Raw genomic sequence first — 23,579 nt, 5'->3', positions numbered from 1 at the left:
AAAATCCCCACTAACAAAGTTAGTGGGGATTATCATACGATCCCAGGATCGTTCAAGTCTCTAAACCGATCGGCATTAAACCTAACGGTTCGCCTTTTTACTTAAGTTAGTTTCCAACTTAGTTATCGGTTTCTAACTCGTTTATCACAGTTTCCAACTTGGTTATCTGTGATCACTAAAGAAATCTATTCTTCGTAGCTATCGATACTTGGGCAAGAGCAGATTAGGTTACGGTCGCCGTAGACATTGTCGACACGGTTAACCGTTGGCCAGTATTTCCACTGTTTAGTTGCCTGTGATGGGAAACAGCCGAGTTCACGCGAGTATGGACGATCCCACTCGTCAGCAGACAAATCTGCTTGTGTGTGAGGTGCGTTGACTAGCGGGTTGTTCTCTAGTGGCCATTCACCGTTTTTCACCTTGGCCATTTCTTCACGGATGGCGATCATCGCCTCGCAGAAACGATCGATCTCCTCTAAGTCTTCTGACTCAGTTGGCTCAACCATGAGTGTACCAGCCACAGGGAACGACATAGTTGGTGCATGGAAACCGTAGTCCATAAGACGTTTAGCGATGTCTTCCTCACTAATGCCTGTCTCTTCTTTTAATGGACGAATGTCGATAATACATTCGTGAGCCACACGACCATGAGTACCACGGTAAAGTACCGGATAATGAGGACGTAGGCGCTCCATCATGTAGTTAGCGTTTAAGATAGCGACTTTGGTAGCTTCTGTTAAGCCAGCCTCGCCCATCATGGCGATGTAAGCCCAAGAAATAGGTAAGATAGAAGCACTTCCAAGATCGGCTGCGGCAACAGCTAGATCGTCACCTTCAACACCGTTTTCAATATGACCCGGTAGGAAAGGTGCTAGGTGCGATTTAACACCAATTGGACCCATACCTGGGCCACCACCACCGTGTGGAATACAGAAAGTTTTGTGCAGGTTCAAGTGAGAAACGTCAGAGCCAATAAAGCCTGGTGACGTCAAACCAACCTGAGCATTCATGTTCGCGCCATCAAGGTAAACTTGACCACCAGCGGCATGAACCATTTCACACACTTCTTTCACTTGCTCTTCATACACGCCGTGCGTAGAAGGGTAGGTGATCATAATGCTCGATAGGTTGTCTTTGTGTTTTTCGATCTTAGCAGCAAGATCGCTCACATCGATGTTACCGTCTTCATCACATCTTACGACCACAACCTTCATCGACACCATAGAAGCGGTTGCTGGGTTTGTACCGTGTGCTGAGCTTGGGATCAAACAAACGTTACGGTGTCCTTCACCACGACTTTCATGATAGCGCTGAATGGCGATTAGACCAGCGTATTCACCCGATGCACCTGAGTTTGGCTGCAAAGAGAATGCGTCGTAGCCTGTGATTTCACACAGTTTCTGCTTGAGATCTTCGGCAAGGGCTGTGTAACCTGCGGCTTGCTCTAGTGGTGCGTAGGGGTGAATTGCACCAAACTCAGGCCATGTTACAGGGATCATTTCTGCTACGGCGTTGAGCTTCATGGTACAGCTACCCAGTGGGATCATGCCGTGAGTCAAAGAAAAGTCTTTGTTCTCTAGCTGCTTAAGGTAGCGCATCATTTGCGTTTCGCTGTGATGCGTATTGAACACAGGGTGAGTCAGGTATCTAGATGTGCGGCGCAGTGCTTCTGGGATGGCAGCAAATTCGTTTGATGCTATCTCAGTTGATAGCGCATTGACATCTTCTTTAACGCCAAATACCGAGAACAAGGCTTGGATATCTTCCGTTGTGGTAGTTTCATCCAAGCTCACACCTAACTGGCCTTTAAGTAGGCGAAGGTTGATATCTGCGGCTTGCGCTTTAGCATACACTTCATCTGTATTAGCGGCGGTATTGATGGTGATGGTATCGAAGAAGCTATTATGAGCCAGTTCGAAGCCAGACTTAGTCAGACCCGCGGCTAAAATAGCCGTCATGTGGTGAGTGCGACGGGCGATAGTACGTAGACCTTCTGCACCATGATAAACTGCGTAGAAAGAAGCCATGTTGGCCAGCAGTGCTTGCGCGGTACAGATATTAGATGTCGCTTTTTCGCGGCGAATATGCTGCTCACGAGTTTGCATTGCCATGCGCAGTGCTTGTTTACCCGTGCTGTCGATAGACACACCAATAACACGGCCAGGAATTGTACGCTTGTGCTTCTCACGTGTTGCCATAAAGGCAGCGTGTGGACCGCCATAACCCATAGGTACGCCGAAACGTTGAGTTGAACCAATTACCACATCAGCGCCCATTTCACCTGCTGGTTTTAAAAGCGCAGAAGCTAGAAGGTCAGTTGCGACGGCAACCAAAATTTTGTTAGCTTGAGCTTTGGCGATGATGTCTGTGATGTCTCGAACTTCACCTGTCGTATTTGGGTACTGGACTAGCGCGCCGAATACGTCTTGCTCAGCCAGCGAGTCTAGTGAACCGACCAACACGTCAAAACCAATGTATTTTGCACGGGTTTTGATCACTTCCAGCGTTTGTGGGTGAACATCGTCTGCAACAAAGAAGACGTTGCTTTTGCTCTTCCCTGCACGCTTACACAGTGTCATGGCTTCAGCTGCTGCAGTTGCTTCATCAAGCAGCGATGCGTTCGCAATGTCCATTCCTGTTAGATCCATGACCATCTGTTGGAAGTTGAGCAGTGATTCTAGGCGGCCTTGTGAGATCTCTGGTTGGTATGGCGTGTATGCCGTGTACCAGCCTGGGTTTTCTAGTACGTTACGCAAGATGACATTAGGCGTGAACGTGTTGTAGTAACCTTGGCCAATAAAGGTGCGCTTGACTTGGTTTTTGTCAGCAAATTCACGCATGGCGCCCAGCATGTCTGCTTCGCTCATAGCCTCGGCTAGAGCCATTGGCTTCTCAACGCGGATTTGCGCAGGCACAGTTTCGTCGATTAAGGCATCAAGGCTAGCTGCTTTGATGACATCCAACATTTTTTGTTGGTCTTGTTTGTTAGGGCCGTTGTGGCGAGCAACGAACTCATTTTGGGTGCTAAGGCTTTGAAGTAATTCAGTCATTGTCCTTTACCTACTCCATCATTCGGGTATTGGATATCACTACTGATATAAATAATTATACGTCCGAACTTTGAAAAAAAGCTGCCCCTTAATTGGGACAGCCTTACACATTTGCCTATTACTCGTCTTCGATTGAGTTTAGGTACTCTTCTGCATCTTTAAGATTGTCGAGCTCAGAAGCATCTGACATTTTCACTTTGACAATCCAGCCGCCTTCATAGGGCTCTTCGTTGATAAGCTCTGGGCTATCTTCGAGCTCTTCGTTGATTGCAACGACTTCGCCTGTAATTGGGGCGTAGATGTCTGAAGCTGCTTTCACAGATTCAACTAAAGAGAAACTATCACCGGCGTCGATTTCAGCTTCTATTTCAGGAAGGTCAACGAAAACGACGTCACCTAGCATTTCTTGTGCATGTTCAGAAATACCGATAGTTGCTGTGCCGTCACCGTTGTCACGTACCCACTCGTGGCTGTCTGCAAACTTCAGTGTTTTGTCCATTGCTTAGTCTCCAAAAAATAACTTTGTTTAAATTTGTTTACTGGTAAAGAGGGAAGCGGTTACATAATGCTTTCACTTCTTTGCGAACGCGTTGTTCCACTACTGCGTCACCTTCAGGGTTCTCTACTAGCCCATCTAGTACGTCGCCAATCCAATTACCAATGAGTTTGAATTCTTCAGCGCCAAAGCCGCGGCTTGTCCCCGCAGGCGTACCTAACCGTATACCCGATGTAATCATAGGCTTCTCAGAATCGAATGGAATACCATTTTTATTACATGTGATCCCTGCACGCTCTAGCGCTTCTTCTGCTTTGTTGCCTTTCAATCCTTTAGGACGAAGATCAACCAGCATTAAGTGTGTGTCTGTACCACCTGTGACAATGTCACAGCCGCGAGTTTGCAGAACTTCTGCCAATACCTTGGCGTTATTGATGACTGAGTCAATGTAACTTGAAAACTCAGGACCAAGCGCTTCACCAAATGCTACGGCTTTAGCCGCGATAACGTGCATTAATGGGCCACCTTGAAGACCAGGGAAGACAGCAGAATTGATCTTTTTGATGATGTCTTCATGGTTAGTCAAGATCATGCCGCCGCGTGGGCCACGAAGAGTTTTGTGTGTTGTGGTTGTCACTACGTGTGCATGCGGTAGCGGGCTAGGGTGTGCGCCTGTAGCAATTAGGCCTGCGATGTGCGCCATATCCACCATGAGAATGGCGTTGACTTCATCGGCAATTTCGCGGAATTTTGCAAAGTCGATAGTACGTGGAATAGCACTACCACCTGCGATGATCATTTTTGGTTTGTGCTCGAGTGCAAGCTCGCGAACGTCGTCATAGTTTATTTCGAGTGTTTCACGGTCAACACCATATTGAACAGCGTTAAACCATTTACCAGAAAGTGCAGGTCGAGCACCGTGAGTTAAGTGGCCGCCCGCATCTAACGACATACCTAATATGGTATCGCCAGGTTGCAGTAGAGCCAGTTTAACTGCGCCATTTGCTTGAGCGCCAGAGTGAGGTTGAACGTTTGCATATTCGCATTTAAAAAGCTGCTTCGCACGCTCAATTGCGATGGCTTCTACGGTATCAACATGTTCACAACCGCCATAGTAACGACGACCGGGGTAACCTTCTGCGTATTTATTGGTTAAACATGTGCCCTGAGCTTGCATTACGGCTTTGGATACAATGTTTTCAGAGGCAATCAGCTCAATTTGTTCGTTCTGACGAGTATTTTCCGCTTGGATTCCAGCAAAAACTGCGTCATCGGTAGCAGCAAGGTTGGTAGAGAAAAAATTCTCTAGGCTGTGATTTTGGTAACTGTTGTTCATGGTAGATGACCTTCCATTCGTGCCAACGAGATTATTAATAGGATTATCGCTCTCGTTAGTCCTCTTTCTATTTACTGCCTTCATTCCAAAGACAGGGTGAATTCCATACCCCAAATGATGTTTTCATCGCGGGGAAAAACCGAATCTCACTGCTAAATCACGTTATCAGTCAGTTCGGAAATCGCATCTCTACAACTAACAAGTTGGTAACATAGCTCTTGTTGGGACTATAATCAACTAAAAATTTCCTATTGGAAACATGGTTTCTGAAAATGTTACAGAGAGCACGGTTTATTTGTCTTAGTTATCTTTTTTATCCGATAGGCTTAGTGCACAATAAAAACCATTGTGAAATGGACATTCAATGAAGAGGGATACATGCCTGAAGATATCTATGACGAGTACCCATCTTTGACTCTGGCAAAAGAGGGTGATCAAAATATTGAGCCTCTAAAATTAGGTCAGAGAATTAAGGACATTCGAAGTAAGTTAGGGATCACTCTAGAAGAGGCAAGTCAGCGTACAGGGCTGGCTCGTTCAACCTTGAGTAAAATCGAAAATGAACAGATTTCACCAACATTTCAAGCGATGCAAAAGCTGGCGCTTGGTTTGCAAATAGATATGCCTCAACTCTTTGAACCACCTAGAAAAAAGGTGGCAACGGCACGCAGAGACATTACTAAGACAGGGCTGGGTAAACCTCACCCAACGCCCACCTATGAGCATGAGCTATTGGCAACCCAGCTGTCGAACAAGAAAATGATGCCATTTAAGAGTCGAATTCATGCGCGAAATTTTGAAGAATATGGTGATTGGGTTCGTCATGATGGCGAAGAATTTTTGCTGATTTTGTCTGGGTCTGTACTCTTTTATTCCGAGTTTTATGAACCAGTAGAGTTGGATGAAGGTGACAGTGTGTATTACGATGCCACTATGGGCCATATGCTGATTTCAACCAGTGAAGAAGACGCCAATATCTTATGGGTGACTGCCAAATAATGATGCATTTATTATATTTCCTATAGTGAAAGCAAACGTTTGCTTTTTGGTTTTTTGTCGGTACAATAGCGCCATCTCGCCTGAGGTGGCGCTTTCTTTTGTCCTCAGAAAATGTGAATATGATGTTAAATGTCACATTTTGAATGCTTGCTATCTCGTTAAGAGTGCAAAAAGGTCCAACTCGTGTTTATTATTGGAAACAAGGTTTCCTTGAATGGAAAACGGACCTGATTAAATGGAGACAACAATGACTCAAGATCTACTTAAAACACCCCTTCATTCCCTTCATGTTGAAGCGGGTGCGAAAATGGTTCCTTTCGCCGGCTATGATATGCCAGTTCAATACGCACTAGGTGTTAAAAAAGAGCACCTGCATACTCGCGATGCGGCTGGGCTTTTTGATGTTTCTCATATGGGGCAACTCAGACTGCACGGAGAGGGTGCAGCGGCTTTTCTTGAGTCTTTAGTTCCGGTTGATATTATCGACTTGCCGCAAGGTAATCAGCGTTACGCTTTTTTTACTAATGAGCAAGGCGGCATTATGGACGATCTTATGGTAGCAAACCTAGGCGATCACCTGTTTGTTGTTGTCAATGCTGCTTGTAAAGAACAAGATATCGCGCATCTAAACGCTCATTTACCAACTGGTGTTGAGCTTGAAGTGATTGATGATCGTGCTCTATTGGCACTGCAAGGTCCGAAAGCGGTCGAGGTGCTAAAGCGTTTCAACTCTGAGGTTGCTGATATGCTATTCATGGATGTCAAAAAGCTCGATATTTTGGGTGTTGAGTGCATCGTGAGTCGCAGTGGCTACACAGGTGAAGACGGCTATGAGATTTCTGTGCCCAATACTCACGCCCAAGAGCTGGCAACCAAGCTAACTTCAGAAGAAGAAGTGGAGTGGATTGGTCTTGGTGCGCGTGATTCATTACGTCTTGAATGTGGTCTATGTCTGTATGGACATGATTTAGATACGACCACCACGCCCGTTGAAGCGAGCCTCTTATGGGGTATTCAGAAAGTTCGCAGAGCAGGTGGTGAGCGCGCTGGTGGATTTCCAGGCGCCGACATTATCCTCAAGCAGATTGAAACCAAAGATGTTTCACGCAAACGTGTTGGTTTGGTTGGTCAAACTAAAGCCCCCGTTCGTGAAGGTGCGGAGTTATTTGACGCTGAGGATAACAAAGTCGGTGTTGTAACCAGTGGTACCGCAGGCCCTAATGCTGGCAAGCCAGTGTCTATGGCTTATGTTCGCGCTGATCTGTCGGCTATTGGCACAGAATTGTTTGCCGATGTTCGTGGTAAGAAACTACCTATGACAATCGAGAAAATGCCATTTGTACCTCAGCGTTATTATCGCGGTTAAAAGAAAAACCTCGGCACTATTTTCAAATCAAGCCTCTCTTTTTCGAGAGGTTTTTTGTTTTTGATATTGGGATATTGACTATACTATTTTTAATGGAATTAACGATTTATATCCTAACCCCTCTCTCTTTTGTCAACTAAACTTAGGTTTAGCAGGCATAGAAGGGAGACGGAAAGATGAAGGTTTTACTTGGGTTTCTTTGTTTAATGCTGGTGTTATCTCGTGCTATGGCAAACGATGTATCAGCCTACATTGTTAATGGCACTAACGTTAGCAGTGCTGCTACATATCCTTCTTTTGCTAGCATGTTTTTTATTAGTGGAGCTTCTTACAGTAACTATTGTGGGGCAACTATGCTCAATAGCCAATACGCGCTCACTGCTGCCCACTGCATCTATGAAAACCCCAGTACTATGCTCAACACTTACGTCATTCCTCAGCTTTTGGATGAATCAACTTATGCCAGTGCTGAAAAAGCCAGAGCGTCAGAGTTTTACTTTCCTAGTGATTACATAGACTCAGGAGCAGTACTTTGGCCCAACGATATTGCAGTGATCAAGCTTGAATCGCCTCTAACTTCTATTCCTGATTATACCTATTTACTCAATACGACGATTAACAACAGCTTTTCTGCTTCAGATACTTACATTGCGATAGGGCATGGCCAAATTGCGGGTAACGTATCGGGAGGAACCATATTACAACAGACTAACCTCGACTATGTGTCCTTGAATAATTGCCGGTCTCAATACGGCTTAGTGACCGACAAGCAAATATGTTTTGGAGGGGCGCAGTCTGGCGGATATCGAAATTCGACGTGTAATGGCGATTCTGGAGGCCCTGTGTATATAGAAAGTGGCAGCCAATACATTCAGATTGGTATCACTAGCTTTGGTCCTGGGTCGTGTGGTGATGCATCTTTGACTGTTACCTCTGTCTTCACAGATATTTATGACTACATTGGCTGGATTAATCAAGTAATAAATGGTCAGGAAGTACCCAAGTACTATGTTACAACAGTTAACGGGCAGCGCACCCTTGTTAGTAATATTATTACTGCGAATTCTAATTCGGATTCAGGTGGAAGTATTAACCTGATTTGTTTAGTTGTGTTACTTGCAATGAGATTGTTTAAAGAGCAAATAAATAATTCCCCAAGCCGCATTTTTACTGGCTACCTAATGATAAAATAGTTGAATTCGACTTCAACTTAATTTACCTATTATTTTTTAAGATTTAAACGTGTCTCATAATTGATAAATAATGGTCATAATATCGCCATTACCATTAACTTATTGTGTAATTTATTTTTTTTATTCAGGTTAGCTTGACAATTTTCACCGAATCAATATTGTTGCATCGATCAATAAGAATGAGCCGGAGCATGTTAAGATGGCCAATCAACCAACCTATGAAGTAACTTTCCTCTCCGATGCATCTATGCAGTCTAGAGTGTTTAATGATTCGTTAAAAAAAGGCATTGAGCATAATGTTTGTATGGTCGCTATCGAGCAATTACTTGAATCTGTATCTCTAGGTGTAACACTCGGGGACTATGTTTTATTCGATTATCACTATTTAGATGAAAGCAAGCTCGAGCAATATAACCAAGCAAGACTCGCCAGTGAAAATAATGCTAGAGAAATAATCATAAACTGCCCAAGAGAAACGTCATCAGAAGAGCTATTTAAATGGCGAAACTTAGTTGGAGTTTTTTATCTCGATGATGATATGTCGACACTCTTTAGTGGCTTAGAAAAAATTTTCGAAGGGGAAATGTGGTTAACGCGACAGGTGGCGCAAGATCATATCGAGTATTTCAGGAGTATGACTACCTCAAAAACCTCACAAGCGTATGCGAATCTCACAAAGCGCGAAAAACAAATAATGTATTTACTCGGTCATGGGGCCTCTAATGGACAAATTGCTGATGAGCTTGTTGTCACAGAAAATACGGTTAAAACACATTTGCATAATATATTTAAGAAAATCAATGCTAAAAATCGACTTCAAGCACTTCTTTGGGCAAACAATAATATTGCATTAGAAGAAAGATATTAAGCCTAGTAGCAACAATTCGGTTTCATAAGCCGGTCTGCATCTTCCAATATATTAAATTTCAACTGCATGACACTAAAAAATATCTTCCTTGACTTAATAACGACAATTTCACTGCTTCTATCATGAGTTTTATTGACAATCCTGTATTAAGCGTTCATTTAGCCTCTGCGCAACCATGTTTTGCGGAAGAGTTTGACAATATGAAGGACCCATTTTACTCGCCCCACCGTCATGAATACTGGGAGATTGTTTGGTGCTTAAAGGATGAGGGTCACCAATATATTGACTTCACAGAGTATCAAAACCGTGCCAATCGATTTTTCACCATTACTCCAGGCCAAGTACATTCTTCTCACTGCATGGGTGATGACGTACGTTTCTTGGTTTTTGCTACAGGCTTTATCGATACACATCCTCGCAATAATCAACTGATTAATAGTGTTTTTTCGTCATTCGATAGAGTGCCATATATTGACTGTTGTGATGAGGGTATAATGTACTTGGAGTCTATTTTTTCATTACTCAGTGAGGAGTGTAAACGACCAGATTGCGATTGGGGTTTAGTAGAGTCGCTGGTCACCAGTTTTATGCGTTACTTAATTCGATATGCTAAACCATCTGAGAGCAGCACGAAGGTTTATGATAGAAGAGTGACGAGGCTGGTTGAGCTGATAGACAAACACTATAAACAAGAAAAACAGAGTGAGTTTTACGCCGTTCAATTGTCTCTGACACCCAAAAGGCTTAATGAACTCACTAAACGAGATAGGGGAAAGTCAGTCACTCAACTCATACATGATCGTCTGGTGTTGGAAGCCAATAGAGAGCTGACTTTCTCTAAGAAGAGCATCAAGAAAATTGCTTTCAATTTAGGTTTCGTTGACCCAGCTTACTTTAGTCGGTTCTATCGTTGTCAAACCGGTGAAACTCCTACTAACTTCCGCCTTAAATGTTCTAATAATGCAAGAAAATAAGCAGTGAATCCATTTATGTAAGCCTTACGCGTGCTGATAATACCTAACTACATTCTCAACTATTTGGAATTATTAGCGATATGTCAGTTAATTTAGACAAGGATTCAATCTCCACTTCCTTTTATCTGTATTTATGGCCTGCCTTGGCAGGGATGCTTATTAAGTCTCTGTTTATCATGGGTGATGGTTTAATAATAGGTATAGCAATTGGGGCAGAGGGGCTTGGTGCTCTTGCTCTGATAATGCCTGTGTTCTCTGTTTTTACTGCATTTGCGATGTTGATAGGGATTGGCGGTGCGGCGAAGATGTCGATAGATATAGGCAAGGGAAAGACACGAACAACTCAAACTTGGTTTAGTCAGTCTATCCTACTTATTCTTATCCTCAGTTCAATAACGACTACAGCAGCTATCAGTTGTCTTGATGAACTTTTGATACTACTCGGCGCCTCCGGCATGATCGCTCAGCTAGCAGGTGAGTATCTTTTCATTATGTTACCTTTCTTTACGCTCTATTCTTGTGTCTGGGTTTTATCTTGTTTTGTTCGCCATGACTCTAACCCCAAACTAGCGACCTATGCAATGTCTGCTGGAGCAGTAGTAAATCTGTTAGCTGACTATTTATTTATTATCAAAATGGGTATGGGTATTGAAGGAGCAGCTTATGGCACTATTATTTCTCAGGTACTTATGTTACTGACTCTTTTGAGCCATTTTATGCGTGGAAAAGGCAACTTAACGCTCAGCTTTGAGGGAATCGGTATTAGCAAGTTTAGAGATATTCTCGCGATGGGAGTACCGTCGTTTTGTGTGGAAATAGCCACTGCGATAACGATAATATTGTTTAATTACACTCTTTTGACTCAGTTTGATCAGAGTTATGTTGTTGCTTTCGGACTAAACACTAATCTTGGGGTGTTTGCGTTATTTGTTATGGTCGCTATAGGACAAGCTTGCCAGCCGATTATGAGTTTCAATTATGGAGCAAACCACCAACTGAGAATTGAGCAAACTTTAAGATTAGGTCTAAAGGTTGCGATTATTAGTGGCAGTTTGTTTCTCATCATCATCTGGCTATTTGCTTCTGAGATTGCATCGTTATACTTGGGAGACTCGAGCCAGTTGATACCACTGGCGACGACCGCATTAACTTACTATTTTTTCGCTGTGCCCCTGATGGGGTTTAATATAGTGATTGCCAATTTATTTCAAGCTATTGCGTTACCAAAACGTGCGACGGTACTGGCATTATCTCGTGGATTTATTTTTGTCATTGTTGGCATGTGTTTTCTCCCAGAGTATCTGCCGATAAACGGTATTTGGTTGACGACTTTATTCTCAGAATCTTTGGCTGCGATAATGGCCCTGATGATGCTATCAAACTATTTTCGTGATTCTCGTTTGGATAGGGCTTCAAGTTACGGATCTTAGGTCAGCCGATCATTGTCTGCCGTTATTATAAGAGCTTATTTGGTTGCAAATAAGCTCTGTTTCTAGTTTGGGAGAAGACCCGAGTTAGTCGTAAATGGTTGGAATTGGTAGCCGTTTATGTTGTGTTGCTTTGTAAATGGAGATTAAGCGGTCGACCGTATCTTGTGAAACGGGTTTTCCTTCAAGGAAATCATCAATTTGATCATAACTGAGGCTGAGTGCATCTTCGTCTGCTTTCTGAGGAGCGAGTTCTTCCAAATCTGCGGTGGGTGTTTTGTTTACTAGAATCTTAGGCGCTCCTAGCGTGTCTGCTAGTTCTCGGACTTGACGTTTACTTAGACCGAAAAGAGGTGCTAAGTCACATGCACCATCGCCAAATTTTGTATAGAAGCCTGTAATGTTTTCTGCAGAATGATCTGTGCCTAAAACTAATCCACCAACGAAGCCTGCTATTTCATATTGGGCGACCATTCTGGCTCTAGCTTTAACGTTACCTTTGACAAAGTCGACTTTAGCAACTTGGGCTGGCATTAAGCCTATATTGGTCAAAGCTTGCTGAGAAGAATCGTGTAAGCCATCTACGCCAGGTTTGATATTCACCGAGACTGAATGAGTAGGCTGAATAAACTCCAAGGCAATTTGAGCTTCATCTTCATCTTTTTGCTCGCCGTAAGGCAGGCGAACAGCAATGAACTGATAACCTGCATCGGTTTCGCTATTGAGTTCATCAACCGCTATTTGTGCCAAGCGGCCACAGGTGGTTGAGTCCACACCACCACTGATGCCTAGCACTAATGCTTTGCATCGCGCATCCTTGAGCTTATTTTTGATAAATTCAACACGGCGTGAGATTTCAAATTGAGGATCAATTGACGGCAGTACACGCATTTCATCGCGGATTTGCTGTTCCATAGGTTTTCTTCCTGCAAGCATGATTTTACGAAATAATAGTAATATCATACCTCAATGAACAGTTTAGAAAACTATGAACACGAAATTCACGGTTATCAGGAAAAAAAATGAGCAAAATTGCGGTATTTGGAAGTGCATTTAATCCACCGAGTATCGGTCACCAGAGTGTTATTGAATCATTAATGCATTTTGATCGAGTTCTTTTAGTACCTAGTATCAGTCATGCGTGGGGTAAGGAGATGCTTGATTATGCTAAGCGGTGTGATTTAGTTGAGGCATTCATAAAGGACCTGTCTCTCAAAAATGTTGAGTTAAGCCGTATCGAAGAGCGTCTCTACAAACCGGAGCAGAGCGTCACCACTTATGCGGTATTAAAGGAGATTCAAAGCGAATACCCAGATGACTCTCTTACTTTTGTGATAGGCCCCGACAATCTATTTAATTTTGGCAAATTTTATCAAGCGGACAAAATTCTCGAAGCTTGGTCCGTAATGGCTTGTCCTGAAACGGTCAAGGTAAGGAGTACAGATATTCGAGTAAGGATAGCGCGAGACCAAGACATTAGTTCGCTTACTACGCCGCGAGTTTGTAAGTTGCTAGCCGAAAGCCGCCATTACTAACGTATAATTTCGGGTTGAAGCTTGGAGTGACATTTAACAGGTTACAGCCTGCGTAGGTGGCTCACTTGGTCCAAGACTATTTTGCGCTTTAATAATAATATCTGGCTTCTCTGGGCGAGAGTAATAATAGCCTTGGATTTGTGTGCAGCCCATTTGGTGCAACTTATCAACCACTTGCTGTGTTTCGACCCCTTCTGCGACTAAGTCAACTTTGAGTTGTTGGGAAAGCTGGATAATTAGCCAAACTAAGCGCTCTGAGGTTGAGTTACTCATCAAGTCGCGGATGAAACTTGCGTCAATCTTGATACAATCTATTGGATAGCGATGGATATAGTTAAGGCTCGAATACCCAGTGCCAAAATCATCAAGAGCAATACAAAACCCAAGCTCTCGCATCTGATTTAATATAGTACCAATCTCACCTTCTTGTGACAGTAACACGGTTTCGGTAAGTTCGATGGTGAACTCTGAAGGCTTAAAACCGTACATGCTAATAGTGGATGTCAAATGTGCTAGATAGCGCTGACTGTCACTGAGCTCATGTGCGCTACAATTTATACCTAACCTGACTCCATAGCCTAGCCCATCTTCTAGTTGTTTTTTTGCTTGGCATGCGAGCTGAATGATTCTTTCGCCAAGATCAACAATCAAGCCTGATTGTTCAGCGGCCTCTATAAACTCTGTTGGGGAAACAAACCCCAATGACTTACTCTCCCAGCGAGCGAGGATCTCAAAGTAGCGCCACTCCCTCTGATCTTGTTTGGCTATAGGCTGGGCGACAACGTAGATTTCGCTTGTTGCGCAGCGGTTGGCTGCAAGCTCTTGACGCAGCGCATCTATGACCCTTGTTCGGCGATAGTAAAGAGTGCTGAGTTCAGTATCGTAACATCGAATCTGGGTATTTCTTTTTTGCTTACAATCTTTGAGTGCTAGGCTAGCATTAAGAATTAGCTGGTCAACAGTGATCCGAGGATCGGATTTAATCGCTACACCCATGCTAACACTTACTTTTAAGTTATATGCTGGGTCTTGATAGCCTGGCTCCAGTTTTGCCAATATTGAATGGCATACTTCAACAGGATCATTAGCATAGGTCACAAAGGCAAACTCATCACCGGAGATCCGAAATGCTAGTTGTCTGTTATGCAAAGAGGACTCGATCGCGTGTGAGACAAATTTAAGTACTTGGTCACCGATATATTGCCCATATAAGTTGTTAATTGTCTTGAAGCTGTCAATATCGAGATAGACGAGGGTCAAATAGCCGGAGTGTGATTCAGACAATCGCTCGAGCTTGTCGGCCAGGTAACTTCTATTAAGCAGGCCAGTTAGATTATCATGAGAAACTTCATAACTAAGTTGCCTAACCAAGCTATCAGATCGAGAGGCAAGCCATTTCACTCGGAGGCTGTGCACTACTATATTTGCGAAAAGCATATGGTAATAAATAAGTTCTTTAGGGGATTGGACGGGGTGCTTGAAGGTTGACAAGAGCACACCAAGTATTTCACCTGCGGCGGTCTTTAGTGGGATACCAATATAGGCTTCAATATTATGTTCACATAGATACGGGTCATTAGGAAATTGTGACGTGACTTTCTGAGTGTACAGTACGTAATCGAGTTCAGAATGGCTCACGCGAAATGATGGTGTGTTGGTGAGCGAGTATGAAATAGGAACATTACTTGAATCAAAGCACGCCTGCGCTAGGCAATACCCGTTGGCATTGAACTTATCTATCTCGACGATGCACGTCGAGTACGATGTGAAATGCTGATGCAATACACTAGTAACCCGATTAAGCAATTCAGTGCCATCGAGTTGTAACGTTAAGCTCAGAACATCTAAATCAATAGATGTTGCCTGTAATGATGCCCTAGCCATTTGAACTACCTGCTTAGCCGTGATTTAAATAACTTATTTATTGCTAATGTCACGTTTAAATATGGTACAGGTCTCATATCATTTCAAATTTTAGTTTGGATCTTTTTCTCTGTTGAAGCAAACCTACTCATCAAGGAGACGATTTTTCAGGTAGTCTAAAAATAATTTTGTTCGAGTATGTTGGTAATCCAGTTTTGGGTAATAGGCGTAGACAGTAGTTTCATCGGTCGTCGTAGATGGCAAGATCCTTCGTAACGCGCCGGTATTTAATTCGTCTTTAATCATCACATCATTTGATATGAGTATTCCGATAGCGTTTTTAGCTGCATAGAAAAGGGCTTCAGGGTTTGTTGTTGCGAGATTACCCGAAAGTACGATTCTTTTTCCGTTATTGAGCTTCACTTCTCGTTGCGGCCTCTCCCCCCAGATGAGTATGTTATGTTCTGTAAGTTCCTCAATTGCCGTGGGCTCACCATATTTTTCAAGATAAGCAGGAGAGGCGTAAAACCCTGCTTTGTGTTCAAAAAGTGGGGAAGCTTTAAAGCTTAGTGAGTTTAGTTGTTCCAATTCACGACTGATAAATAAATCTAAGCTTAGCTCTGGCAACTGCCCAGGAGTTGTGGTGATCAATTGGATTCGAATGTCTGGGTACATCTGGAGAAAGTCATCGAGGTATTGCACCAAGAACTTAGATCCAACGGCAATGGTGGCCCCTATTTTTAAAAGTCCCGCAGGGGTTTGATTTACTGAACGGGTCTCATCAACAACGGACTGCCACCCCTCTAATTGTACTTTTGCTCTTTGGTAAAAAAGGGCACCAGCTTCGGTTTGAGTTACGCTGCGAGTGGTTCGTTTTAAAAGTTGAACACCGAGCCTTTCTTCAAGCCATTGTATACGCTTGCTAATTGCGGAGCTGGTGGCATTCATTTTACGAGCGGCTCCGTTAAAGCTTCCTTCATCGACTACGCGAATATAACTTTGAACACTTTGAATCCAATCCATTCTCTGCCTTATTCATTCCCATTGGGAATTAATTAGTTTCCTACTGAAGATATTATCATTATTTGGCGCTTAACTTAAACTTAGTTGCACGTCAAAAGTATGAGGTATTGAAATGAAAAAAGCGCCGATATTGATGGCGATGCTCATTATTTCGACCGGGCAGGTAGGAGTGAGCATTTATCTTCCCTCTTTACCCATGATCAGCAAAGCGTTACAAATCAGTCAATCCGATGTACAACTTTTAGTCACTCTATTTCTTGTCGGCTTTGGTGTTTCACAGCTTTTTTATGGTCCCTTATCCGACGCTATTGGTCGCAGACCGGTCTTTTTGCTCGGTCAAGGGATATATTTAATTGGCACTCTAATGTGCATTTTATTTACTCATAACATCTGGATTTTGGTGTTAGGCCGCCTTTTACAGGGCCTAGGTTCTGGCAGTGCTTCTGTGTTAGGACGCAGCGTATTACGAGATTGTTATGATGGTCGGGAGTTAACTAAGGCATTGTCCTACGTATCGGTCACTGCTTCGATAATGCCAGTGCTTGCGCCTGTGCTTGGTGGTTGGATAGCCTTTTATTTTGGTTGGGAGGCTGTGTTTGTATTTGTGTTGAGTTATTTGGCTGCAACTTTTGTTTTAGGTTATTACATACTTCCTGAAACCATGACCTATGGTACAACGACATTTAGTCTAAATAAGGTCGTATCTAACTATGCTTACTTGATTAAGAGCAAGCAAGTACTTTGCAGTGCCAGTTATAATTGGATCACTTACCTAGCGTGTGTAGTATCTTTGTCTGTAATGCCATTTATCCTTCAACACGAACTGGGTTTAACGGCGGCTCAGTATGGAAGCGTAATGGTTATTCCCTCTGCTGGTTTGCTGGTAGGAACTCTGGCATTAAATGTTCTTAACCGTTATGTGAGCTCGCGAAAGATTCTAGCGCTAGCCATTTGTATTATTGTCGCTTCAGGAATGTGGCTGACCGCGACTGAGTTGACACTATTTAATATTATTTGGGCTTTTACTTGGATGGTGGTTGCTCAAGGCTTATCTTTTCCCATTTCTATTGCTATGTTGCTCGGGCCACATAAAAGGCAGGCTGGGGCGGTTTCAGCGTTAACGGGAGCAATCCAAATGTGCTTAGCTGGATTATTGGGGGGATATCTGGTTGAGACTTGGATACAAAGCAGTGTGGCATTAGGTGCATTTTATCTTGTCTGTGCTGGAGCTATGGGTATTGCTTTATACACAGGTCGATTGACGGCGGTTACTCGTCGAGAGTTTGCTTGAAAGGCATAAACACCCTGATACAATGCGTTCACTAATGTTGACATGTTAAAGGTCTACGATGGAACATAAAGAATTTTCTGAGTTAGTCACAGCGCTTTGTAAACAAGAAGATTTGCCCCAAGCGCTCGAAATACTCAAATCGAATCAAAATGAGGATGTGGCGCAAGCTGCGCTCTCGCTGGTAGGCCAGTTTTCGCTCGCTGAAGTTGAAGGCGAACGCCGTATTTATCATGTGACGATTGAGCAAAACGATCAAGGTGAAGAGCAAGAGTACATCGAGCATATTATGAATGAAGGTGATGATGTTATTCGATTTGTTGCCTGGTTCTTTGAAGTAATGTTTGATGTAAAACGTAAAGATACTTATCAAGCGGCAGGTAAAACTTTTCAGCAGCCTAAGCGATAAACGAAACACTTAAGCCCCCAAAGGAGGGGGCTTAAGTAAGTTAACTCGCAGAACCTTGGTTACTTTCCATATTAACCACATTATCTGGCACTTTGTTTAGCCCTTTTTCTTCAAGCCATGCCGGCAGGTTATCTGCGCCTCCAATGTATTGACCATCAAGCCAAATTTGTGGGACAGTAACTGGCGTTTTTTCACCTATGATTGCTTTGACTTCGGGGATCATTCTATATAGCGCTGCGCTATCTTTGACCACATCGTGGTACTGATATTCAACACCAGCATCATCAAGTAATTTCTTGGCTTTTACACAGTATGGACAGGTTGCTTTTCCATAAACAATGTTGCCTTTAAGCGTGTCACGCTTTGTCCACTCTTTTATAACAGATTGCACTAATACACCGCGGTTTAATGCTTCGCCTTGGCTGACTACTTTTCCTTCCACCATTAGGATTGGCGCATGCCAAGCACCTACTTTGAGCGGTTCCCACCAATGAGTTAGCCAGTCTTTAACCTCTAGCTCGACGGGTACATCGGCTAATTCGTTCTCAAAGGTATCTTTGAGAATATCTTTAGTTAGCGTACATTCTCCGCATGGAATTTTAACGCTAAATGGTCCCCAGCTTCCACCCCAGCGATATAGTGTTAATTTGATTGGTTCTGTCATTGAGCACTCTCCCGAATATATGTCTAAATAATAGAACGGTATTAACTATTATTTATTTCACTTCACGAGATTTTTTTGATTCCCATTGAGTGATAAAAGCAACAGATGCAATGATAATAGCGGCTCCTAACCACAGCCTTCCGGGTGGAACCCAGCTAAAAACGACCCAGCCTGCTAAGACATTAAGGGGTAACTTTGCATGATCAAAAGGCTGAACAAACGAGGCATCGGCAACAGAATAGGCTTTGACTATTGCCCATTGAGCTAAAGCGGTTAGTGCTCCTGCACCAATGAGTACTAGCCATATCAAACCACCTTCTGGTGTATGCCATTCGGGTATTGCAAGCAGGAGATTAAATGGTGTAATTAAAATAAGCAAATAAACGACCATAGTCGATGGTGAGTCATTGGAGGACAATTTCTTTACCATCAAGGAGTAACACGCCCAAAAGAATGCTGCACCAATAGGGAGTAATGCCGCCAAGCTAAAGTCATCAGCCCAAGGTTCTAAGATTAACATAGCACCGATAAAGCCAGATAATGTTGCAGCCCATCTCGCTACCCCTACTTGTTCTTTGAGAAACAGGCCTGAGCCTATCGTTGCAAACAGCGGAGATGTCATGAGTAAAGCGATACCTTGCCAAATAGGTACCGGATAAGCCAAAGCCCATAGCCAGAGCTGGATACCAATGACGGAAAGAAAAACACGAAATATATGCCAGCCGAGGTGATTGGTTTGCAAGGATTCGCGTATGCCCAAGCTCAAAAGATAAGGAAGAATCACCACTAGCGCTATCGAATATTGAACAAAGGCGACAGTAGTCGAAGTTAGTCCAAACTTAATACTGGCGACTTGAGCAAGGCTATTGACCAAAGCAAATGCTAAACCTGCGGTGAGCATCCAGCTTGCGCCCTGTATAGGATGGTGGTTGTTTGAAGCCATAATTATCTTTTTGAAAAAATAGTACGCAGAATCATACGATGTTATTGAATGTGCGTCACCTATCTTATTGTTTAATTTGCGGTAAACATGATTCAGTCAAAAGGTGGTCGACTCAATTGGTGATCGAGCAATAGCATAAGCAGCTCGTCTAACTCGGTGACCGTCACTGATGCTTGATGAGAGAATGTGTTTGCATTGCCATGAGTAACCAAGCATGAAGGCATATTCGCATTGCTAGCTGCTTGCAAATCGTAAACATAATCACCCACATAAAGAATCTGATGTGAGTCTAAGCCCCATTCATCTGCTAGTGATAACAAGGAATCTGGGGCAGGTTTAGGAGGGAAGTGTTCTCGACTTATGATACGCGAAATATTTAACTTATTGTGCTCGGCTTTACGCAGCGATGCTTCGAAACAATTTCGTGTGATGATTGCAGTGTGCAGACCGTGCTTTTCAATAAATCCAAGCAGGTCATGACAACCTTGCATGGGTGTTGAATGGTTGGCATCATCAAGTTCATGTTCGAGTACTATTTGATTCGCAGCCGCTGCCGACTGAGAGCAATTGAGTTGTTCAATAAATGTAAGTAAATCAACCTCTTTTGGACAACCAATTTGTGCTCTTAGCCAGTTAAAATCAAGATTTGAGCTTACTAGTGTGTTATCTAAATCAAAAACGATCGCTTTGATTTGATCGATATCTAAAGCCACTACTTCCATGTAATCTCCTCTTGGGTACTACGCGAATTCTTTTTCCAAATACGCGACGATATCGGACGACTCATACATCCACTTTACTTTGCCGTCTTTTTCTATTCTTAGACAGGGAACTTTGACTCTTCCTCCTCCAAGTTCAAGTTCTTTTCTGTATTGTGAACTTGCTTTGGCATCACGTAGCTCAATATTGACCGATTGGCGTTTCATTGCTCTACGGACTTTGACACAAAAAGGACAGGCTTCGAACTGATAGAGGGCCAATGCTTTGGCTTTTTCGTCGACTGCCTGTTGGTCTTGGTCAGAGCGCTTTAGTCCTTTAGGAGAAAAAATAAAATTAAATAGCAGGATAAGACGGCCTAATAACCAACGAACAAACTTCATATTATTCCTTACAGCATGATATTTGATGACGCATTGTACCCAAAATCACTTTCAATGAGTACTGATCTTATGCTGCTTTGTCACCGTCAAGCCGAGTCTTTTGGCAAGTCGAGTCAGGTTGGCTCTGTCTGTTTTGAGTTGTCGAGCTGCTTTAGCCCAATTAAATTCGGCCTCCGTAAGAGCATGAGTGATCAGTTGTCGTTGGAAATCTTCTGTCGATTCGCGCAGCCCTTTGGATACCAGTGACTCTGACATATCAAACAATTGGGACGTCTGTACGGCAGACGCTTCTATTGGCATAGCATGTAAATCACCTATGTCTTCAATGGAAACCGAAATCAATTTAGCGTTATTCGCTCTTGCTCGAGCTTTTAATGCTGCGCGATTAATGACATGCTCTAATTCACGAACATTACCAGGCCAGTTGTAGCGAGACAGTAGATACTGAGCTTCTTTGTTGAGTTTGATTTGAACTATCCCAAGCTTTCGTCTTGCTTGCTCTAAGAAATAGCCAGCGAGTAGAGTGACATCCCCGTCTCGGTGGCGAAGTGCAGGAACACTAATTGGGTACACGCTGAGACGATGATAAAGATCAGCTCTAAATCTTCCTTCATTCACCTCTTCTGGAAGATCCCTGTTAGTCGCAGCTAAGACTCGAACGTCTATGGTTTCGACCTTGTCTTGACCAACGGGTTGAATCTCATTGTTTTGCAAAGCTCTTAGAATTTTACTTTGTGCGCTGAGTGGAAGTTCGCCGATTTCATCCAAAAAAAGAGTACCACGATCCGCAAGAGCAAATTTTCCTAACCTTGATTTATCTGCGCCAGTAAATGCGCCTTTGACATGACCAAATAGCTCACTCTCTACGAGGTTTTCAGGAATAGCCGCACAGTTTACATATACCAAAGGCTGTTTACGTCGATTCGACTGGTGATGAATGCTCCTAGCAACTAACTCTTTACCCACACCAGTTTCGCCATTGATAAGAATATTGAAATGAGAGGGAGCTACGACTTCTATATCGGATTTTAGTGATAGCATCTTTGGACTAGCACCGATAATTTCCCCTCCTTCTCTTTCCCACGCATCTTCATTGAGTTCTTCAAATCTTTGTTGAGTTTGTTTTGCTTGTTGTTCAAGTTGACTGACCGTCATGGCAACTTTAAGAGTTGATGCAACGATAGCCGACAACGCGTCTAGGCTGCGAGTCGGTATTTGGTCGAACACATTAGGCGTTAGGCTGTCTAGAGCCAGAACTCCGAGTAATTTATCAGCATAGAGCAACGGCAGTCCCATACAAGAGTGCATTGGAAGATCGCCCTCGTAATCCATAAGCAGATTATCGAAGGGATCAGGCAGGTTACAGCTTGCGTCAAAACGGACGGCCACTTTAGATGCACATATTGCTTCAAGGCGAGGGTGTTCACTAACAACAAAGCGACGCCCAAGAGTATCTCTTGTTAACCCTTGGATGGCTAGTGGCACAAGAGTATCTCCTTGAAGTGAGAGTAGTGCGACACTATCACATTGGATAGCTTTACGTATTGCGTCGAGCAATTTGTGGAATCGCTCTTGTTCATTATGGCCTGTTGCAAGGCCAATGGTCATATCGATTAGAGTAGAGACAGAAATGTCTTGCATGCTAGTGGTAGGCTCCAGAATACTATTCAGGGTGCTTAAAAAGCAACCGTCCAAAGTGTGTGATTAATTTATTATAGTGTCATATAGACACTTTTCAACGGGGTCTTTATGACTTTTTTATTCTAATTAGTGAAGAAAATCCAAGTAATTAGGTGTTCTTCCTACTTGGCACTGATCGTGCAATAAAGGGTGGAGAGCTTTGAATTATACTAGGAGAATATACAGATGCTTAATAATCAGCATATTGAAGTTGTAAAAAGCACCATCCCTTTACTAGAAGGTGCAGGGCCAGCATTAACTCAGCATTTTTATCAGCGCATGTTTTCTCATAACCCAGAGTTAAAAGATATCTTCAATATGACGCATCAAAAAACCGGTCGTCAGAGTGTTGCTTTGTTTGAAGCCGTAGCGGCGTACGCAAAGAATATTGAAAACTTGGAAGCCTTAGCTTCAGCAGTAGAGCGGATCGCTCACAAGCACACCAGTTTCAACATTCAAGCTGAGCATTATCAGATTGTTGGCCATCATCTGATTGAAACCTTACGTGAATTGGCACCAGAAGCTTTTACTAAACAAGTTGAAGAGGCTTGGACAGCCGCCTATTTGTTCCTTGCGAAGATTTTCATTGACCGAGAGGGAGAGCTATACCTGCAAAGAAAACATGCTATTGGTGGTTGGGAAAACTCACGTCAATTTGTGGTGAGAGAGAAAAAGCGCGAATCTGAGTTGGTGATGAGTTTTGTTTTAGCGCCAGTCGATGGTGGTAATGTTTTGGACTACATTCCAGGACAATATGTGGGAGTTGAGGTTAAACCATCATCAGGAGAACACAACGAGATACGTCAATACTCCCTATCGCAAAAACCCAACGGTAACGATTACCGTATTTCAGTTAAACGCGAGTTTGGTGAGCATAAAGGTTTGGTATCTAATTTCCTTCATGATGAGGTTAGTGAGGGTGATACTCTTTATTTATATGCCCCCGCGGGCGATTTTTATTATCAAGAAAAACACGCGCCTGTTGTGCTTATTTCTGCTGGGGTTGGGGCGACACCAATGCAGTCTATGTTGCAGATGCTGGCGGAGTCAGGTAAGCAAGATGTAGCCTATTTATATGCTTGTAACGGTCCACACCAGCATACATTTAAGCAAGAAACGGAACAGTTGACTAGCCAGAATGGTTGGAACCAGTTTACTTGGTATTTGAATGATAAGGCTGATTTCACAGGCCAAATGGATTTATCCCATGTAGAGGACTCGCTGGCTTTCGGTCGGGCAGATTTTTATCTATGTGGTCCAGTTCCTTTTATGGAAGCATTAGTTAAACAACTGGAAGGGTTTGGTGTTGGAAGAGATCGTATTCATTACGAGGTGTTTGGACCGCACGCTTATCTTTAATATGAA

21 protein-coding genes are annotated in these 23,579 nt (G+C 43.2%); 10 read left to right on the top strand and 11 right to left on the bottom strand.

What is annotated here, in order from left to right; translation table 11 throughout:
* Window positions 1-185: 185 nt before the first annotated feature.
* From gcvP to MHN79_RS07205, 3 genes are all read right to left on the bottom strand, one after another.
* Window positions 186-3,050, bottom strand: coding sequence for an aminomethyl-transferring glycine dehydrogenase (gene gcvP, locus MHN79_RS07215; protein WP_239172312.1), 2,865 nt, complete (start codon window positions 3,048-3,050; stop codon window positions 186-188).
* A gap of 118 nt (window positions 3,051-3,168) precedes the next feature.
* Window positions 3,169-3,549, bottom strand: a complete 381-nt coding sequence (gcvH, locus tag MHN79_RS07210) for a glycine cleavage system protein GcvH (RefSeq protein ID WP_239172311.1) — start codon at window positions 3,547-3,549, stop codon at window positions 3,169-3,171.
* A 37-nt stretch (window positions 3,550-3,586) separates the two neighbouring features.
* The gene (locus MHN79_RS07205) at window positions 3,587-4,882 is read right to left on the bottom strand and encodes a serine hydroxymethyltransferase (protein WP_239172310.1); all 1,296 of its coding nucleotides are present in this window, start codon (window positions 4,880-4,882) and stop codon (window positions 3,587-3,589) included.
* 378 nt (window positions 4,883-5,260) lie between these two features.
* Here MHN79_RS07205 and MHN79_RS07200 point away from each other — a divergent pair, with 378 nt between their 5' ends.
* From MHN79_RS07200 to MHN79_RS07175, 6 genes are all read left to right on the top strand, one after another.
* Window positions 5,261-5,881 (top strand): XRE family transcriptional regulator, encoded by a 621-nt coding sequence (locus MHN79_RS07200; RefSeq protein ID WP_239172309.1) that lies wholly within the window; start codon window positions 5,261-5,263, stop codon window positions 5,879-5,881.
* 247 nt (window positions 5,882-6,128) lie between these two features.
* Window positions 6,129-7,247 carry a glycine cleavage system aminomethyltransferase GcvT gene (gene gcvT, locus MHN79_RS07195; protein ID WP_239172308.1) on the top strand — a complete coding sequence of 373 codons (1,119 nt, stop codon included), beginning with the start codon at window positions 6,129-6,131 and terminating at the stop codon, window positions 7,245-7,247.
* A 176-nt stretch (window positions 7,248-7,423) separates the two neighbouring features.
* Window positions 7,424-8,440: a trypsin-like serine protease gene (locus MHN79_RS07190; RefSeq protein ID WP_239172307.1), complete on the top strand. Its 1,017-nt coding sequence runs from the start codon at window positions 7,424-7,426 to the stop codon at window positions 8,438-8,440.
* Window positions 8,441-8,639: 199 nt separating this feature from the next.
* Entirely contained in the window at window positions 8,640-9,308 is a 669-nt protein-coding gene (locus MHN79_RS07185) for a LuxR C-terminal-related transcriptional regulator (protein ID WP_239172306.1), read from the top strand.
* Window positions 9,309-9,430: 122 nt separating this feature from the next.
* Window positions 9,431-10,282, top strand: a complete 852-nt coding sequence (locus MHN79_RS07180; RefSeq protein WP_239172305.1) for a helix-turn-helix domain-containing protein — start codon at window positions 9,431-9,433, stop codon at window positions 10,280-10,282.
* A gap of 80 nt (window positions 10,283-10,362) precedes the next feature.
* Entirely contained in the window at window positions 10,363-11,712 is a 1,350-nt protein-coding gene (locus tag MHN79_RS07175; RefSeq protein WP_239172304.1) for an MATE family efflux transporter, read from the top strand.
* 84 nt (window positions 11,713-11,796) lie between these two features.
* On the opposite strand, the gene nadE is transcribed toward MHN79_RS07175, so the two are convergent.
* Complete coding sequence (gene nadE, locus MHN79_RS07170) at window positions 11,797-12,624, bottom strand: ammonia-dependent NAD(+) synthetase (RefSeq protein WP_160930516.1); 828 nt, start codon at window positions 12,622-12,624, stop codon at window positions 11,797-11,799.
* Window positions 12,625-12,731: 107 nt separating this feature from the next.
* Between nadE and MHN79_RS07165 the strand changes: the two genes are divergently transcribed.
* Window positions 12,732-13,244 (top strand): nicotinate-nicotinamide nucleotide adenylyltransferase, encoded by a 513-nt coding sequence (locus MHN79_RS07165; protein ID WP_239172303.1) that lies wholly within the window; start codon window positions 12,732-12,734, stop codon window positions 13,242-13,244.
* Between the two features lie 33 nt (window positions 13,245-13,277).
* Here the strand turns inward: MHN79_RS07165 and MHN79_RS07160 are convergent, their stop codons facing one another.
* Both MHN79_RS07160 and MHN79_RS07155 read right to left on the bottom strand, forming a co-directional pair.
* Complete coding sequence (locus MHN79_RS07160; RefSeq protein ID WP_239172302.1) at window positions 13,278-15,128, bottom strand: bifunctional diguanylate cyclase/phosphodiesterase; 1,851 nt, start codon at window positions 15,126-15,128, stop codon at window positions 13,278-13,280.
* A 123-nt stretch (window positions 15,129-15,251) separates the two neighbouring features.
* The gene (locus tag MHN79_RS07155; RefSeq protein ID WP_239172301.1) at window positions 15,252-16,130 is read right to left on the bottom strand and encodes a LysR family transcriptional regulator; all 879 of its coding nucleotides are present in this window, start codon (window positions 16,128-16,130) and stop codon (window positions 15,252-15,254) included.
* A 112-nt stretch (window positions 16,131-16,242) separates the two neighbouring features.
* Here MHN79_RS07155 and MHN79_RS07150 point away from each other — a divergent pair, with 112 nt between their 5' ends.
* Together MHN79_RS07150 and MHN79_RS07145 are read left to right on the top strand one after the other, a co-directional pair.
* On the top strand, window positions 16,243-17,421 hold the full coding sequence (locus tag MHN79_RS07150) for a multidrug effflux MFS transporter (protein WP_239172300.1): 1,179 nt from the start codon (window positions 16,243-16,245) through the stop codon (window positions 17,419-17,421).
* 58 nt (window positions 17,422-17,479) lie between these two features.
* Entirely contained in the window at window positions 17,480-17,827 is a 348-nt protein-coding gene (locus tag MHN79_RS07145; RefSeq protein WP_239172299.1) for a hypothetical protein, read from the top strand.
* Window positions 17,828-17,867: 40 nt separating this feature from the next.
* Here MHN79_RS07145 and MHN79_RS07140 read toward each other — a convergent pair whose 3' ends face one another.
* The 5 genes from MHN79_RS07140 to norR all read right to left on the bottom strand — a co-directional run bounded on the left by MHN79_RS07140 (window position 17,868) and on the right by norR (window position 22,175).
* Window positions 17,868-18,491 carry a glutaredoxin domain-containing protein gene (locus MHN79_RS07140; protein WP_239172298.1) on the bottom strand — a complete coding sequence of 208 codons (624 nt, stop codon included), beginning with the start codon at window positions 18,489-18,491 and terminating at the stop codon, window positions 17,868-17,870.
* A gap of 52 nt (window positions 18,492-18,543) precedes the next feature.
* On the bottom strand, window positions 18,544-19,434 hold the full coding sequence (locus MHN79_RS07135) for a DMT family transporter (RefSeq protein WP_239172297.1): 891 nt from the start codon (window positions 19,432-19,434) through the stop codon (window positions 18,544-18,546).
* A 92-nt stretch (window positions 19,435-19,526) separates the two neighbouring features.
* Entirely contained in the window at window positions 19,527-20,156 is a 630-nt protein-coding gene (locus MHN79_RS07130) for an HAD-IA family hydrolase (protein ID WP_239172296.1), read from the bottom strand.
* Between the two features lie 18 nt (window positions 20,157-20,174).
* Window positions 20,175-20,534 (bottom strand): glutaredoxin domain-containing protein, encoded by a 360-nt coding sequence (locus tag MHN79_RS07125; RefSeq protein WP_239172295.1) that lies wholly within the window; start codon window positions 20,532-20,534, stop codon window positions 20,175-20,177.
* Window positions 20,535-20,585: 51 nt separating this feature from the next.
* Complete coding sequence (gene norR, locus MHN79_RS07120) at window positions 20,586-22,175, bottom strand: nitric oxide reductase transcriptional regulator NorR (RefSeq protein WP_239172294.1); 1,590 nt, start codon at window positions 22,173-22,175, stop codon at window positions 20,586-20,588.
* Window positions 22,176-22,400: 225 nt separating this feature from the next.
* Between norR and hmpA the strand changes: the two genes are divergently transcribed.
* Window positions 22,401-23,573 carry an NO-inducible flavohemoprotein gene (hmpA, locus tag MHN79_RS07115; protein ID WP_239172293.1) on the top strand — a complete coding sequence of 391 codons (1,173 nt, stop codon included), beginning with the start codon at window positions 22,401-22,403 and terminating at the stop codon, window positions 23,571-23,573.
* Window positions 23,574-23,579: the final 6 nt, after the last annotated feature.

The organism is Vibrio sp. Of14-4 (genome assembly GCF_022347625.1).
Taxonomy (GTDB): domain Bacteria; phylum Pseudomonadota; class Gammaproteobacteria; order Enterobacterales; family Vibrionaceae; genus Vibrio; species Vibrio pristinus.
This window is presented reverse-complemented; position numbering and strand designations above follow the sequence as displayed.